This window comes from Burkholderia sp. LK4 (assembly GCF_001043615.1).
GTDB classification, from domain to species: Bacteria; Pseudomonadota; Gammaproteobacteria; order Burkholderiales; family Burkholderiaceae; genus Burkholderia; species Burkholderia cepacia.
Genome location: NZ_LDUL01000043.1, coordinates 79,687 through 93,810 on the forward strand (window position 1 = coordinate 79,687; position 14,124 = coordinate 93,810).

Sequence of the window (14,124 nt, forward strand, 5' to 3'; positions counted from 1 at the left end):
GGCGGCCCGCCCTCGCTCAGAACGCGAGCGTCTGCTGCGCCGGACGGCCGGCGCCGCGCTCGAACCCCGCGCCTTCGAGCGACAGCAGCGCACGCTTGCGGTCGATGCCGCCCGCATAACCGGTCAGGCTGCCCGATGCGCCGACCACGCGATGGCACGGCACCATGATCGACACCGGGTTCCGCCCGACCGCGCCGCCTACCGCGCGCGCGCCGCTCATCGGCAATCCGACGCGCTCGGTGATGTCGCCATACGTCACGAGTTCGCCGAACGGAATCGCGAGCAGTTCCTTCCATACACGTCGCTGAAACGCGGTGCCGCGCAGTTGAATCGGCACCGAGAACGTTTCGCGCGTGCCGGTGAAATACTCGGCGATTTCTTCCGCGACCTTGCGCGCGATCGGTGGCGTCGCGAGCGCATCCGCTTCGGTCACGATCGCAACCGGCGGGAAGTATTTCTGGCCGACGAAGTAAAGGCCCGTCAGCGCATCGTCCTCGATACGTACCGCGATGTCGCCCAGCGGGCTCGGAATCAGGTGAGCAGGAGTCAACGCAACATTTCTCCGTGAAGGGGCCGCACGAGCGGCATACGCGCACCACGGCGCCCGGCGCGCCGCATGCGTCGCGGCAGGCGAGGGGAATCGACGCGCATGGGGCGACTGTAAACCATCCCGGCCCCGATCCTGGCCGGATTCGGACATGTGCATCCGTGACCGTGCGCTCGCCCTGATGGCGGGAAAATCCCGGAAAAACGGTTAATGCCACATTGCAAAACAGTCGTCTCTTTTGCCGCGACTAATTTGAGATGACTCATCGAAATCCCCGACTGACAGGGCGCCGGCTGACGACCTATCCTTTGAAAAACGTTTTCCAGATTGATCGGCGGATTCGGCCGTGCGCGACAGCGCGCCGCCGTCCGCCCCGGCGCCGGTCGCCGGTCAACGAATACCGTGCGGCGCGACGGGCGCGGCCGCGCATCGGAGACATTCATGCAATCTGCCGTCGTCGGCGCCGTGCGCGCGGCCGCCAGCCGCTACCGCTGGACCGTCTGTGCGCTGCTGTTTTTCGCGACCGTGATCAACTACATGGACCGGCAGATCCTCGGCCTGCTCGCACCGATGCTCCAGCACGACATCGGCTGGACCCAGGTGCAGTACGGCCGGATCGTGATGGCGTTTTCCGCGTTTTATGCCCTCGGCCTGCTCGGCTTCGGTCGGATCGTCGACTGGCTCGGCACGCGCGTCTCGTACGCGGTCGCGATGCTCGTGTGGAGCATCGCCGCGATGCTGCACGCGGCGGTCGGCTCGGTCATGGGTTTCGCGTTCGTGCGTGCGCTGCTCGGGATCGGCGAGGGCGGCAACTTCCCGGCCGCGATCAAGACGACGGCCGAATGGTTTCCGCGCCGCGAACGTGCGCTCGCCACCGGCATCTTCAACTCGGGCGCGAACATCGGCGCGGTGTTCGCGCCGGCGATCATCCCGGCCATCGCAGTGGCCTACGGCTGGCGTGCGGCGTTCGTGATCATCGGCGCGATCGGCATCGTGTGGCTCGCGGTGTGGCTCGTGCTCTATCGCCAGGCCGATACGCGCGCGCTCGCCGCGGAATACGACGAGCCGCGCGACGAAGCGGAAGCGCTCGACGCGGCGAACGCGAACGCCGGCGCGCCGCGCTGGGGCGAACTGATCCGCAGGCGCGAAACGTGGGCGTTCCTGATCGGCAAGTTCCTGACCGACCCGGTGTGGTGGTTCTACCTGTTCTGGCTGCCGAAGTGGCTCAACGAATCGCGCGGGATGGACATGCAGCACATCGGCTTGCCGCTCGTCTGCATCTATGCGTTGACGACGGTCGGCAGCATCGGCGGCGGCTGGCTGTCGTCGATGCTGCTGCGCGCGGGCTGGAGCGTGAACCGCGCGCGCAAGACGGCGATGCTGATCTGCGCGTGCTGCGTGCTGCCGATCGCGTTCGTGTCGCAGGTGCAGAGCCTGTGGGTCGCGGTGCTGATCGTCGGCCTCGCCGCCGCCGCGCACCAGGGCTGGTCGGCGAACCTGTTCACGACGGCGTCCGACCTGTTTCCGCGCCGCGCGGTTGCCTCGGTGGTCGGGATCGGCGGGATGGCCGGTTCGATCGGCGGCGTGCTGTTCTCGGAAGTGATCGGCCAGGTGCTGCAGCGCACGGGCCACTACTGGGTGCTGTTCGCGATCGGCGCGTCGGCCTACCTGCTCGCGCTGGCCGTGATGCACATGCTCACGCCGAAGATGAAGCCGGCGCAACTCGACGCGTGAAGGCGTGATCGCGTAGTCACGTCATCACGTAGTCACGTCATCGCATGTCTGCAAACGAACGCGCCGCCCTTGGGCGGCGCGTTTCGTTTGGTGGCTCGAGGCGGGGAACTCAACCGGCCGCGGCCGTCGACGCGCGCATGATCAGCCGCGGCTCGAACGTCGAATAACTCGCATCGGTGCGTCCCGCGAGCGCGTCGATCAGCTTCTGCATCGCGAGCTCGCCCATGTTCTCGCTCTGGATGTCGACGGTCGTCAGCGCGGGCGCCGCGTATTCGCCGTACGGCACGTTGTCGATGCCCGCGACCGACACGTCCTGCGGCAGCCGGAAGCCGAGCGACGCGGCTTCCTTCATGAAGCCGAGCGCGATCAGGTCGTTGTAGCAGATCACGGCTTGCGGACGCTGCGGCCCGAGCATCACGCGCGAACACGCGCGCTCGCCGGCCTCGGCGGTCGGCGCATGCGCATCGTGCACGTCGAGCGTGAGCCCGGCTTCGGCGAGACAGTCGCGCGCGCCCTGGATCCGCTCGTCGTTCACGCGCGCGGTGCCGAAGCCGAGATACGCGATGCGCGTGTGGCCGAGATTGAGCAGATGGCGCGCGAGCATGTAGGTCGACAGCCGGTTGTCGATGCCGACACTCGGAATCGGCAGGCCGGGGCTGCGGCGCAGCAGCACGAGCGGCTTGTTGAGGTCGAGCATCCAGCCGGCTTCGTCGTCGGGCATCCGCGTGCTGACGATCAGCCCGTCGACGCGCTGCGCGAGCGCCTCGATCAGCGAGCGTTCGCGTGCCTGGCTCTCCTCGGTATCGACGAGCAGCAGCGTGTAGTCGTGCTGCAGCGCGACGCGGTTCGCCCCCTTCACCACGTTCGTGAAGTGCGGGTTGCTGATGTCGAGGATCACGAGGCCGATGGTGCGCGTGCGGCCGGTGATCATCGAGCGCGCGAGCGGGTTCGAACGGTAGCCGAGCCGCTCGATCGCCTCCTTGAGCCGGGCCTCGACGGTCGGCGAAAAGCGCTGCGTGCCGTTCACGTACTTCGATACCGTCGCGACCGACACGCCGGCTTCCGCCGCCACGTCGCGGATCGTCGGGGAAACTTTTTTCATGCGGAGGGTAACGTTTTCGTTCGATAACGCCGGATTGTGGCAGAAAACGGGGCCGTGCGGCCACGCGCCGATATCGGGAAAGTGCGGATGGCTGCGAGCGGGTTCGGCCATTGACGTTCGGCCGCGCTCCCGCGTATAGTTGGAAAACGTTTTCCGATCCAGTCAGATTTCAGGTCAGATTCAAGGAGATTCGATGAACGCCTCATCCACCGGCGCGCGCAAACCGTTCGGGCGCCTGCTGCTGACGGGCGCGGCCGGCAACCTCGGCCGCCAGTTGCGCGGCGCGCTCGCCGACTGGGCCGACGTCGTGCGCGTCAGCGACATCGCGACGCTCGGCGACGCGGCCGCGCATGAAGAAACCCGCGTCGTCGACCTGGCCGATCGCCCGGCCGTGATGCAGCTCGTCGACGGCGTGGACGCGATCGTCCACCTCGGCGGCATTTCGGTCGATGCACCGTTCGACGACCTCGTCGGTGCGAACATCACCGGCACGTACAACCTGTACGAAGCCGCGCGCAAGCATGGCGTGAAGCGCGTCGTGTTCGCGAGCTCGAATCATGCGATCGGTTTCCATCCGGTCACGGAAGTGCTCGATGCCGATTCGCCGCTGCGCCCGGACAGCCTGTATGGCGTGACGAAGTGCTTCGGCGAATCGCTGTCGCGCTATTACTTCGACCGCTTCGGGATCGAGACGGTATGCCTGCGGATCGGCTCTTCGTTCGAAGTACCGAAGAATCCGCGCATGCTGGTGACGTTCCTCAGCTACCGCGACTTCATCGAGCTCGTGCGCTGCTCGCTGCTGACGAACCGCGTCGGGCATGCGATCGTGTACGGCGCGTCGGACAACCCGGTGAAGTGGTGGGACAACACGAAGGCCGGCTTCCTCGGCTTCCGCCCGCGCGACAGTTCGGAGCAGTTCGCCGGGTTGTTCCCGGTGGCGGCGCCGACCGCCGACTACGACGATCCCGCGCAGCGGTTCCAGGGCGGCGGGTTCGTCGTCGGCGAGCCGATGGAGCGCAACGCGTCGTAAGCGCCGCCGGCGTCGCGGCGGCGGCGGTTCAGCGCAGGATGTCGGTCGCGCGGTGCCGCGCGTCGACGCCGTCGATCAGGATCAGCGGGCCGCTCGCGTGACGCGCGCGCAGCGGCTGGATCTGCCGGTACGCATCCGATTCGTACCATGCGCGCGCGGTGGCGAGATCGGGGAACGCGATCGCGATCAGGTCGCCGCGCCACGCGCCTTCGCGTATCTCCGGCCGCGCGCCGTGAATCACGAAATGGCCGTCATACGGCGCGAGCGTGCCGTCGATGCGTTCGAGATACTCGACGATGTCGTCGCACATCTCGACGTCGTGCAGGTGGGCGATGGCGTAGGCGGTCATGGCGGGCTCCGTGGCGTGAGGTGAGTCGATGGAGCCATGATCACGGTGCGGGCGGCGCGCGTCGATTACCTGCGACGTAAGGAAAGCCGCACGGCCGCTCACGATGGCACGTGCCGGCAGGCACGCCGCCCGTGTGGTGGGGCAGCATCCACGCATATCGCGTGCCCGCAAGCACGCCCGCACGCAGCATCATTCGTATAGCTACGCATTCGTCAATGCGGCTTGCTGCAAGCCGGATCGGCTCCGCGCCGCTCGGCCGAATCGCACCAGTAACCCGGCCGCCACGCTTCGAACGTGACGGCTTTCGCCGCATCGGCGCGCGTGACGCGCACCGGGTCGGCTTTCAGCGCATCGCCGTTCGGGTCGTCGTTGAGCCGCCAGTTCCGCATGACCTCCCGATGGAACACCCACGTGCGGTGCGCGGCGTCGTAGCGAAACGTCACGCGGTCGCGCCAGTGGCTCGGCCCCGCGAATACGCCCTGTTCGACCGTGAAGGTGCGGGGTTCGACCGTGAGCGCATTCTCGGCGACGCCATCGAGATACGGGTCGCCCATCCCGCCTTCGTCGGCTTTCATGATCACGGTGTCGTTGCGCGCCGCGAGCCGGTAGTGCCCGTCCTTGCCCGGCAGGAAGATCATCAGCGGACGCGGCGATGCGTTGCGCATCGAATCGCCGGGCTGGTGCGCGACGACCACGTAGCCGATGCGGGAGCTGTCGGTCAGGCGTCCCGACGCGGCATCCAGCGCTTCGTAGCCGGCGGGAAGCTGCGCGACGATGTCGTCCGGAAGGTCGGGTGTATCCGGGCAACGGATTGCAGAAGGCGTGTCGCCGCACGTCGCGGCGTAGGTGCCGCCGATGCCGAACGTCAGCAGCGCGGCGACGAGGCATCCTGTGATGCGGGAGATCGTCATGCGGATCGGGTCTGGAGGTCGCGCCGCGAAAGCCGGCGCACACGCGCCGACTCGTCTCGCCGCCGCGCGGGTTGATCGTTCGTCGGGGGCGCAGGGTAACCGGTCATGCGCGCTTGCGCGTCGGCCTCGGGACCGGCACGGGCGCGGGCGCCGGCGGTGCGTCGGCGCCCGCGCACAGCCGGTCGAGCATCCGTTGCGCGGTGCCCGCGCAATCCTCGCTCGCCGGCTTGTTCTCGATTTCGTCGATCAGCGTCTCGAGGTGTTGCCGGTTCTGCGCGAGACGCCGTTCGAGCAGCACGATTTCGTCGACCTTGTGGCGCAGCGCGACCAGCAGTTCGTCGCGCGGCCATGCACCGAGATTCGGCGGCAGCACCGCGCGGATCTCGTCGAGCGAGAAGCCCGCGCCCTGCGCGCGGTCGATGATCGCGAGCCGCGTCAACGCTTCCGGCCCGTATTCCCGATAGCCGTTTGCCTGCCGTCGGGCCGGTTCGAGCAGGCCGCTCGCTTCGTAGAAGCGGATGCGCGACGCCGCGATGCCGCTGATGCGTGCCAGTTCGCCGATTTTCATGCGGTGCTCCGAGGGGGCTTGACCTTGAAGTTGACTTTAAAGTTATCGTTGGGCATCGTCAATCGAGGGTGCCCTCCATGAACCTGTTTACGCCGCTGACACTGCCCAACGGGGCGGTGATTCCGAACCGTCTGGCCAAGGCCGCGATGGAAGAGAACATGGCCGATGCGAACCACGCGCCATCCGACGCATTGCTGCGCCTGTACCAGGCGTGGGCCGACGGCGGGGTCGGCCTGATCCTGACCGGCAACGTGATGGTGGACGGCCGCGCGATGACGGGGCCGAACGGGGTCGTGCTCGAGAGCGACGCGCATCTCGGCCGCTTCCGTCGCTGGGCGGAGGTGGCGCGCTCGGGCGGCGCGCACATATGGATGCAGATCAATCACCCGGGGCGCCAGATGCAGGCGGCGCTCGGCCAGACGACGCTCGCGCCGTCGGCCGTGCCGCTCGAGCTCGGTGCGCTGTCGAAGCAGTTCCCGGTGCCGAAGGAGATGACGCAAGCCGATATCGACGATGTGCAGCGGCGCTTCGTGCGCGCCGCGCAGCTTGCGCAGCAGAGCGGCTTCACCGGCGTGGAGATCCATGCGGCGCACGGCTATCTGCTGAGCCAGTTCCTGTCGCCGCTGACGAATCGCCGGCAGGACCAGTGGGGCGGCAGCATCGAGAATCGCGCACGCCTGCTGCTCGATATCGTGCGGGACGTGCGTGCGACGGTGTCGCCGGAATTTGCGGTCGCGGTCAAGCTGAACTCGGCCGATTTCCAGCGCGGCGGCTTCAGCGCGGACGACGCGAAGCGCGTGGTCGAACTGCTGAATCCGCTCGGCGTCGATCTCGTCGAGCTGTCGGGCGGCAGCTATGAAGTGCCGGCAATGCAGGGCGAGGCGCGCGACGGGCGCACGCTGGCCCGCGAAGCGTATTTCCTCGAATTCGCGCGCGACATCACGGCGGTCGCGCAGATGCCGCTGATGGTCACGGGCGGCATCCGGCGCCGCGCGGTGGCCGAGCAGGTGGTCGACAGCGGCGTGGCGATGGTCGGCATCGCGACCGCGCTGTCGATCGACCCGAACCTGCCGCGCGACTGGCGGGCCGGCAAGGACAGCGCGCCGGTGCTGCAGCCGATCCGATGGAAGAACAAGGTGCTGGGCTCGCTGGCGAACATGGCCGTCGTCAAGTTCCAGCTGACGCGGCTCAGCGAAGGCCGGCGCACGCATCCGCAGGTGTCGCCGCTGCGCGCGCTGGTCGGGCAGCAACTGGCCGCGCAGTGCCAGACACGGCGCTACCGGAAGTGGATGGCGGGGCGCGCGGCGGGCACGCGTGCATGACGTACGCAGGCGGGGCTGCGCCGACTGCCCCGCACCGATCGTCCCGCCGCCCGGCGGGTCGTTTTCAGGTTCGATTCTTTCGGATTGCTTTCCGAAATATCGAGCCCGTTTACTGCATTATTCAGGCGCCTGAGCGCGATTTCAGCGTGGCATAATTCACCACCCTCATCGCAATCCATCCTCGTCGCGCGTCATGCACGTCGCCCGTTTCCGCAAGCCAGGCAGCCTGATCGGATTGATCGCAATCCTGATGATGGCGCTCGCCCCTGCGGTCTCGCAGATGATGGCGTCGCGTTACAGGCTCGTCGATGCGCTGGCCGTCTATTGCACGGCGAGCGTCGACGAAGCGGTGGTCGCACCCGCCGACGGCAAGCCCGCGCACGGCATCAAGGCGCACTGGCAAGCCTGCCCGTATTGCAGCTTCGTTGGCCACGCCGCTGCGCTGCCGGGCCATGCCGTCGCATTCGTCGTTCCGCGTCCGGATTCGCAAAGGCCGATCGTGTCGGCATCGAACCCGGCCCGCATCCGTCTCGTCCATACCGTCGCGCAATCGCGCGCGCCTCCCGCGTTCTCCTGAGTCCGTCTGATTTTGCTGGCTGACCCGCCGACGCTTCGCGATCGAGCGGGCGGCTGTTCGTCGCGCGTGTGCGCGACGGCATCGAACGACAACCGGAGAACCCACAACATGCCCCGCTTCAATCAACGGCACGCGCCCCGCGCCTGTGCCGCGCTGCTGGCCGCCGTCGCCGGCCTGACCCACGCTGCATTCGCGAACGCGCACGCCGTGGTGGGCGATCGCGTCTTTCCTGCGACCATGACCGTCGACGACCCGGGTGTCGGCGACGAATTCGATACGCAGTTCGGTCACATCAAGACCACCGACGACAACGGCAACGGCATCAACGTCAATACCGTGTCGTACGAGTGGGACAAGCTGATCACGAAGAACCTCGCGTTCAGCGTCGCCAGCCAGTACGTGTCGCAGAACGCGCCGGACGGCGGCTCCGCGAAGGGCTGGGACAACGTGACGCTCGGCGTGAAGTACCTTGCCTATACGAATCCCGCGCACGAATTCATGGCATCGGTCGGCCTCAAGACCGAGATCGGCGGCACCGGTGCGAAATCGATCGCGAATCCGTACTCGACGTTCACGCCGGCCGTGTACGTCGGCAAGGGCTTCGGCGATCTGCCCGCGTCGCTCGGCTATCTGCGCCCGTTCGCGATTACGGCCGAGCTCGGGCCGAACCTGACCACGGCCTCGTCCGACCAGGGCCCGAATTCGCTCGGCTGGGGCATGACGCTGCAATACAGCATCCCGTACCTGCAGCAGCAGGTGAAGAACCTCGGCCTGCCGCAGCCGCTCAGCAACATGGTCTTCGTCGTCGAGGCGCCGATGAGCACCTGCACGGCGGGCGCGTGCTCGGGCCAGACGACCGGCACGATCAACCCGGGTGTACTGTGGCTCAATCGCTACGGGCAATTCGGCATCGAGGCGCAGATTCCGGTCAATCGCGCGAGCGGAAACCATGTCGGCGTGCTGTTCGACGCGCACCTGTATTTCGACGACCTGTTCCCGGGCTCGCTCGGCAAGCCGCTGTTCTGATCGACGGAGAAACCGCATGAACGTCCTGACCACACTGCGCACGGCCGCCGCCGCACTGTTCCTCGCCGGCGCGCAGTTCGCGCATGCCCATGCGTTCCCGACGCATCAGGTGCCGTCCGCGGGCGAGGCCGTGACCGCGTCGCCGCTGCGCGTCGCGATCGATTTCGACGACGGGCTCGAGCCCGCGTTCAGCTCGATCGCCGTCACCGATGCGCAGGGCCATGCCGTCACGAACGGCAAGGCAGAAGTCGACGCGTCGAACCGCAAGCACATGTCCGTCGCGCTGAACCCGCTGACGCCGGGCGTCTACACGGTGGCGTGGGTGGCCGTCGCGCTCGACGGCCACCGCACGCAGGGGCACTACGCGTTCACGGTGAAGTAACGCCCGCCGCACCCGCGCGCGCCGCCGTGCATGGGCCGGCGGCGCGCGCATGGCAGCACTTCGTGCAGCGTCAGAACCGGTAGCTCGCGAGCACTTCGAGCCGCCGGTCGTTGCCGAGCAGGTACTGCGTCTCGTTGTAGTACGCGGACTGCACGAAGCGGCGATTGAACACGTTGTACGCGCGCGCCGTGATCGTCGTGTCCTTGCGCGGCTTCCACGCGAGGCCGAGGTCGACGGTGGTATACGACGGCATCACGAGCTGGTTCGCGGTATCGGCGAAGCGCTTGCCGACGTACCTGACGCCCGCGATGCCCGTCCAGTCCGGCGCGAAGCGCCAGCTCACCCACAGGTTCGCGAGCCGCTGCGGCACCGACACCGGCACGTTGCCCGCGCGCGAGACCGTCGTGCCGCCGGACGTCTGCTGGAAGTCGTCGTATTTCGCGCGCAGGATCGACACGTTCGCGTCGACGCGCCAGTCCTTCGCGATCTCCGCGCCGACCGTCGCCTCGAGCCCGCGCGACGACTGCCGGCCGACCTGGATCGACTGGTTCGGGTTCAGCGGATCGGCCGTCAGCAGATTGCTCTTGACGATCCGGTATGCCGCGAGCGTCCATTCCGCCTTGCCGTCCAGGAACGACTGCTTCACGCCGATTTCGATCTGTCGGCCGGTCGCGAGCGTGAAGTTCGCCTTCGACGCATTCAGCGACAGCAGCGAGCTGATCGGGTCGGCCGCGACCGAATACTGGCCGTACACGGCGAGGCCCGGCTGCACGTCGTACACGGTGCCGATGCGCCAGCCCGTGTTCGCGAACACCTTCGTGAACGCGCCGCCGTTCACGAGATCGTCGCGATTCACGCTCGCGTGGTCGTAGCGCAGCCCGCCGATCACCGACCAGCGCGGCGTGATGGCCAGCCGGTTCTCGGCGAACAGCGCGTACTGGTTCGCCTGGCTGCGGTACTTCGGATAGGTGCCGGCCGTGTTGATGAAGCTGCCCGGATCGAAGCTGAACGGGTCGACCGTCGACGTGCCCGAATAGGGCGAGTTGTTGTCGTGCTGGAACGTCGTGTGATTGAACTCGACACCCGTCGAGAACGTGTTGCGCATGCCGAGCAGCGCGGTGGTCACGGTCGCCGCCGTCACGTTCCCGTACTGCTCCTGGTCGTGGAAGATTTCCGTGTAGCTGCTGCGCCGGACCTGCGCGGTCGACGGCAGGTACGTGTAGTACTCCGCATCCTTCCAGTGACGGTTGCTTTTCATCCGGTACAGCGTGCTCGTCACGTTCAGGCTGTCGCTCGGCTGCCAGTTCGCCGATACCGTCGCCCAGCTGTCGCGGAACGCGATGTCGCTGTCGCCGACGTTGTAGTTTTTCTTGTCGAGCGCGCGATCGCGCGCGCCGTTGACGAGCGGCACGCCGAAATACTGCATCGGATGCTGGAAGCCCTGCGCATACGACGCCGTCACGTACAGGTCGGACGTCACGTCGTAGCGCAGCGCACCGGAGATCGACAGGTTGCGGGAGTTGCCGCGGTCCACCCAGTTCGACGAGCGGTTGCCGCTGATGTCGAAGCGGTACGACAGCTTGTCGTTGATCGCGCCGCCGCTGCCGAACGCGACCCGCGCGGTGCCCTCGGTGCCGCCGCCCGCCTGCAGCTCGTTGCGGATCGGGCCGCGCGTCGGCTTCTTCGGGACGATGTTGACGACACCGCCGATCGCCCCTTCGCCGTAGATCACCGAAGCCGGGCCGCGCAGCACGTCGATATGGTCGACCGACCACGTATCGAACGGAAAGGTGATGCCGATCGCACCGTACGGGCGCACGCCGTCATAGAGCTGCGTGACCGACGACGCGCCGACGAAGCCGCGCGCGCCGAGCTCCGAGCCGCCGTTGCCGGGATGCGGCGATGCGCTGATGCCGGCGGCGCGGCTCACGGCGTCGACGATCGAACTGTCGCCGCGCGTGTCGAGCGTCTTGCGATCGATCTGTTCGACGCTCGCGGGCGTTTCGAGCGACGACAGGCCGAGACGGCTGCCGGTATCCAGCGGTTGCGTGAGCGGCGTTGCCTTCTGCGCGTTGACGCGAATCGGCGCAAGCGTGGCGCCGGCGTTCGCGGCGTCGCTTTCCTGGGCCTGCCCGGCCGGCGCGAAGGCCGCGAGCAAGGCGGCGGGCAGCATCGAACTGAACTTCATGTTTCGGTTTCCTTTGAATCCGTGTAACGAGCGATGCCGCAGGCGGCGCATCAGAACGCGTACCGCATGCCGGCGAACACGCTGCGTCCTTCGCCCGGATAGAAGATCGCGGTGTTCGCGGTGCGCGCATTCGCGACGGTGCTGATGTCGCTGACGTAGCGCTTGTTGGTCAGGTTGCGCGCGTCGACGAACAGCGACAGTCCATTGCGGAAGTCGTAGCCGGCCTGCAGCCCGAGCAGCGTGTAGCTCGGCACGCGCAACGTGTTCGCATCGTCGGCCCATGCGCCCGACGGCACCCAGTCGAGCGTGGCCGCGATGTGGAAGCCGCTCGGGCGCGCGTAACCCAGCGTCGCGCGCAGCACGTTCAGCGGCACGCCCGCGATCCGGTTGTTGCCGTACTGCGGGTCGTTCTTGAAGCGGAAGTCGTTCAGGTTCCAGATGCCGCACAGCGTGATCTTGTCGCCCACACCGCGGCCGGTGACGTTGCGCAACAGCTCGACCGACGCACCGGCCTCGATCCCCTGCAGCACCGTCCTGTTCGCATTGAACGTCGCCGCCGGCACGTCCGGGTTCGTCGTGTACTGCAGCAACTGGTCGCGCACGAGCGAGCGATAGGCGGTCACGTCCCAGCTCACGCGCTCGCGCGAGCCGCGTGTGCCGAACTCGATCGTCCATGCGTGCTGCGCCGCGAGCGGCGTGAAGCGCGTCGTGTTCGAGAAGGTCTGCGTGAGGTCGGTGAAGTCGGGCACGTCCTGGCTGCGCGTGATGTCGACGTAGGCCTGGGTGTTCGCGTCCGGCTGCCACAGCAGCCCGAGCTTCGGATTGACGCCGCTGTAGCTCGCGTTCGTCGACTTGTAGTTCGGGTTGCGCGGCAGCCCGCCGTTGTCGATGTACTCGCGCACCGAATGCAGCGCCTTCACGCCGGTCATCAGCGCGACGGTCGGCATGAAGAACAGCCGGTTCTCGACGTACGCTTCATAGTTGAACGCCGTCTGCGTCGAGTCGAGTGTCTGCGCGCCCTTGTTGCCGTTGACGTTCACGTACTGGTTCGCCTGCGTGCGGCCGCCGAAGAAGCGCGCGCCGACGATCAGGTCGTTGCGCATCCCGCCGAGCGTCAGGCGGCCGGTGTAGCGCGGCGCGAAACCGTAGGTCCAGCCGTCCTGGTCGAGCGCCTGGAAGATCGGGTGATAGAGGCTCTTGTGAATCGCCCACGTGTCGAATTGCAGTTCGCCCGAATCGAGCTTCACCGTCGTGCGGTTGGCGATCCGCTCGGTGCGCGTGTTGCGCGCCTGATCGCCCGATATCGCGTTCGGCGCTGCCCTGGTCGGATCGTTCAGTGCGTCGGACAGCGACAGCGTGCCCGGCAGCAGCTGGTCGACGACGTACACGCCGACGTAGAAGCGCGTCTCGACGGCCGGGCTGAACCGGTAGCCGACGTTCGCGTTGAACTGCTCGTATTGCCCTTTCGAATGATCGCGATAACCGTCCGAATGATTGACGCTGAAGTTCGCGAGGAAGTCGAACGGGCCGATCACGCGCGAGATCTGCGCGCTCGTGCGCACCGTGCCGTAGCTGCCGCCTTCCACGCGCACGATGTTCGGCGCGTCGGCGGTGTGGGCGGTCGGCGTGACGAAGTCGATCGCGCCGCCGAGGGTCGATGCGCCGTACGCGAGGCCGTTGCCGCCCTTGTAGACCTGCACCGCCTGCAGCGCGAGCGGATCGATCTGGTAGTAGTCGCCGCTGCCGTCCGCGAGGTTGGTCGGGATGCCGTCCTGCAGGATCTCGAGGCCGCGCGTGTGATACGAGCGGGCAATCCCCGAGCCGCGGATCGACAGGCGCAACTCCTGGCCGTAGCGGTTCTCGACGAACACGCCGGGCACGTCCTTCAGCACGTCGCGCAGCGTGAAGGCGTAGGTGTTCTGGTAGCTGTCGGCATCGACGAAGCCGACCGAGCCGACCGTCTGGTCGAGCGTGCGCTTCAGGTCGACGGTCGATTTCGACGTCAGGGAGTCTGCCGCGCGGGTCGCGTTGACGTTGATCGCGGGCAGCGTCGATGCGGCCGGCGCGTCGGCCGGCGCGGCGCCTTGTGCACACGCGGCTGACGCGGAGAGCACGGAGATCGCGCCGGACAGCGCGACGGCAATACGGGTCGAGGGAAACATGTCGTTGTACGTAGGGTTGGAATGACGATGATGAAACGGACACGATGCGCGCCATGCGCGGCGCCGGCCGCCGCGCGTGGTCACGCGCGCGGGCTCGGCATCGGGCAGCGGCAAGGCGGGCAGGCGAAGCGGACGGCGCCGCGCGATGTGCGGCGACGCGGTCGCGAGGTGCGTCAGGCGCGGGCGGAGGGTGGCCCGCGGGCGGCGAGCGCGTAACGCTTCGAAG

The 14,124-nt window shown here is 67.4% G+C and carries 13 protein-coding genes; 6 read left to right on the top strand and 7 right to left on the bottom strand.

Features of this window, described 5'->3' with window-relative positions:
• Nucleotides 1-16: 16 nt before the first annotated feature.
• Entirely contained in the window at nt 17-550 is a 534-nt protein-coding gene (locus tag VK92_RS22490; protein ID WP_048024484.1) for a methylated-DNA--[protein]-cysteine S-methyltransferase, read from the bottom strand.
• A gap of 438 nt (nt 551-988) precedes the next feature.
• Here VK92_RS22490 and VK92_RS22495 point away from each other — a divergent pair, with 438 nt between their 5' ends.
• The gene (locus VK92_RS22495) at nt 989-2,281 is read left to right on the top strand and encodes an MFS transporter (RefSeq protein WP_048024592.1); all 1,293 of its coding nucleotides are present in this window, start codon (nt 989-991) and stop codon (nt 2,279-2,281) included.
• 109 nt (nt 2,282-2,390) lie between these two features.
• On the opposite strand, the gene VK92_RS22500 is transcribed toward VK92_RS22495, so the two are convergent.
• Nucleotides 2,391-3,494: a LacI family DNA-binding transcriptional regulator gene (locus tag VK92_RS22500; RefSeq protein WP_048024481.1), complete on the bottom strand. Its 1,104-nt coding sequence runs from the start codon at nt 3,492-3,494 to the stop codon at nt 2,391-2,393.
• A gap of 82 nt (nt 3,495-3,576) precedes the next feature.
• Between VK92_RS22500 and VK92_RS22505 the strand changes: the two genes are divergently transcribed.
• The gene (locus tag VK92_RS22505) at nt 3,577-4,413 is read left to right on the top strand and encodes an NAD-dependent epimerase/dehydratase family protein (RefSeq protein ID WP_021160051.1); all 837 of its coding nucleotides are present in this window, start codon (nt 3,577-3,579) and stop codon (nt 4,411-4,413) included.
• Between the two features lie 28 nt (nt 4,414-4,441).
• Here the strand turns inward: VK92_RS22505 and VK92_RS22510 are convergent, their stop codons facing one another.
• From VK92_RS22510 to VK92_RS22520, 3 genes are all read right to left on the bottom strand, one after another.
• Nucleotides 4,442-4,762, bottom strand: coding sequence for a DUF1330 domain-containing protein (locus VK92_RS22510; protein WP_048024479.1), 321 nt, complete (start codon nt 4,760-4,762; stop codon nt 4,442-4,444).
• A gap of 212 nt (nt 4,763-4,974) precedes the next feature.
• Nucleotides 4,975-5,673 (bottom strand): hypothetical protein, encoded by a 699-nt coding sequence (locus VK92_RS22515; RefSeq protein WP_048024477.1) that lies wholly within the window; start codon nt 5,671-5,673, stop codon nt 4,975-4,977.
• Nucleotides 5,674-5,776: 103 nt separating this feature from the next.
• Complete coding sequence (locus VK92_RS22520; protein ID WP_048024475.1) at nt 5,777-6,241, bottom strand: MerR family transcriptional regulator; 465 nt, start codon at nt 6,239-6,241, stop codon at nt 5,777-5,779.
• Between the two features lie 77 nt (nt 6,242-6,318).
• Between VK92_RS22520 and VK92_RS22525 the strand changes: the two genes are divergently transcribed.
• The 4 genes from VK92_RS22525 to VK92_RS22540 all read left to right on the top strand — a co-directional run bounded on the left by VK92_RS22525 (nt 6,319) and on the right by VK92_RS22540 (nt 9,548).
• Nucleotides 6,319-7,563, top strand: a complete 1,245-nt coding sequence (locus VK92_RS22525) for an NADH:flavin oxidoreductase/NADH oxidase family protein (RefSeq protein WP_048024473.1) — start codon at nt 6,319-6,321, stop codon at nt 7,561-7,563.
• Between the two features lie 193 nt (nt 7,564-7,756).
• Nucleotides 7,757-8,140: a DUF2946 domain-containing protein gene (locus VK92_RS22530; protein WP_048024471.1), complete on the top strand. Its 384-nt coding sequence runs from the start codon at nt 7,757-7,759 to the stop codon at nt 8,138-8,140.
• A 108-nt stretch (nt 8,141-8,248) separates the two neighbouring features.
• Nucleotides 8,249-9,166 (top strand): hypothetical protein, encoded by a 918-nt coding sequence (locus VK92_RS22535; RefSeq protein WP_053076284.1) that lies wholly within the window; start codon nt 8,249-8,251, stop codon nt 9,164-9,166.
• Between the two features lie 16 nt (nt 9,167-9,182).
• Nucleotides 9,183-9,548, top strand: coding sequence for a copper resistance CopC family protein (locus VK92_RS22540; RefSeq protein WP_048024469.1), 366 nt, complete (start codon nt 9,183-9,185; stop codon nt 9,546-9,548).
• Between the two features lie 70 nt (nt 9,549-9,618).
• Here VK92_RS22540 and VK92_RS22545 read toward each other — a convergent pair whose 3' ends face one another.
• On the bottom strand, nt 9,619-11,736 hold the full coding sequence (locus tag VK92_RS22545; protein ID WP_048024467.1) for a TonB-dependent receptor: 2,118 nt from the start codon (nt 11,734-11,736) through the stop codon (nt 9,619-9,621).
• Nucleotides 11,737-11,786: 50 nt separating this feature from the next.
• Nucleotides 11,787-13,898: a TonB-dependent receptor family protein gene (locus tag VK92_RS22550; RefSeq protein ID WP_048024588.1), complete on the bottom strand. Its 2,112-nt coding sequence runs from the start codon at nt 13,896-13,898 to the stop codon at nt 11,787-11,789.
• Nucleotides 13,899-14,124 lie beyond the last annotated feature (226 nt).

What these genes read in the sequence shown, in the direction of transcription:
- VK92_RS22535 (WP_053076284.1), top strand. Translation starts at nt 8,249, where the DNA reads ATGCCCCGCTTCAATCAACGGCACGCGCCCCGCGCCTGTGCCGCGCTG.
- VK92_RS22550 (WP_048024588.1), bottom strand. Translation starts at nt 13,898, where the DNA reads ATGTTTCCCTCGACCCGTATTGCCGTCGCGCTGTCCGGCGCGATCTCC.
- VK92_RS22545 (WP_048024467.1), bottom strand. Translation starts at nt 11,736, where the DNA reads ATGAAGTTCAGTTCGATGCTGCCCGCCGCCTTGCTCGCGGCCTTCGCG.
- VK92_RS22530 (WP_048024471.1), top strand. Translation starts at nt 7,757, where the DNA reads ATGCACGTCGCCCGTTTCCGCAAGCCAGGCAGCCTGATCGGATTGATC.
- VK92_RS22510 (WP_048024479.1), bottom strand. Translation starts at nt 4,762, where the DNA reads ATGACCGCCTACGCCATCGCCCACCTGCACGACGTCGAGATGTGCGAC.
- VK92_RS22500 (WP_048024481.1), bottom strand. Translation starts at nt 3,494, where the DNA reads ATGGCCGAACCCGCTCGCAGCCATCCGCACTTTCCCGATATCGGCGCG.
- VK92_RS22520 (WP_048024475.1), bottom strand. Translation starts at nt 6,241, where the DNA reads ATGAAAATCGGCGAACTGGCACGCATCAGCGGCATCGCGGCGTCGCGC.
- VK92_RS22525 (WP_048024473.1), top strand. Translation starts at nt 6,319, where the DNA reads ATGAACCTGTTTACGCCGCTGACACTGCCCAACGGGGCGGTGATTCCG.
- VK92_RS22540 (WP_048024469.1), top strand. Translation starts at nt 9,183, where the DNA reads ATGAACGTCCTGACCACACTGCGCACGGCCGCCGCCGCACTGTTCCTC.
- VK92_RS22495 (WP_048024592.1), top strand. Translation starts at nt 989, where the DNA reads ATGCAATCTGCCGTCGTCGGCGCCGTGCGCGCGGCCGCCAGCCGCTAC.
- VK92_RS22515 (WP_048024477.1), bottom strand. Translation starts at nt 5,673, where the DNA reads ATGACGATCTCCCGCATCACAGGATGCCTCGTCGCCGCGCTGCTGACG.
- VK92_RS22505 (WP_021160051.1), top strand. Translation starts at nt 3,577, where the DNA reads ATGAACGCCTCATCCACCGGCGCGCGCAAACCGTTCGGGCGCCTGCTG.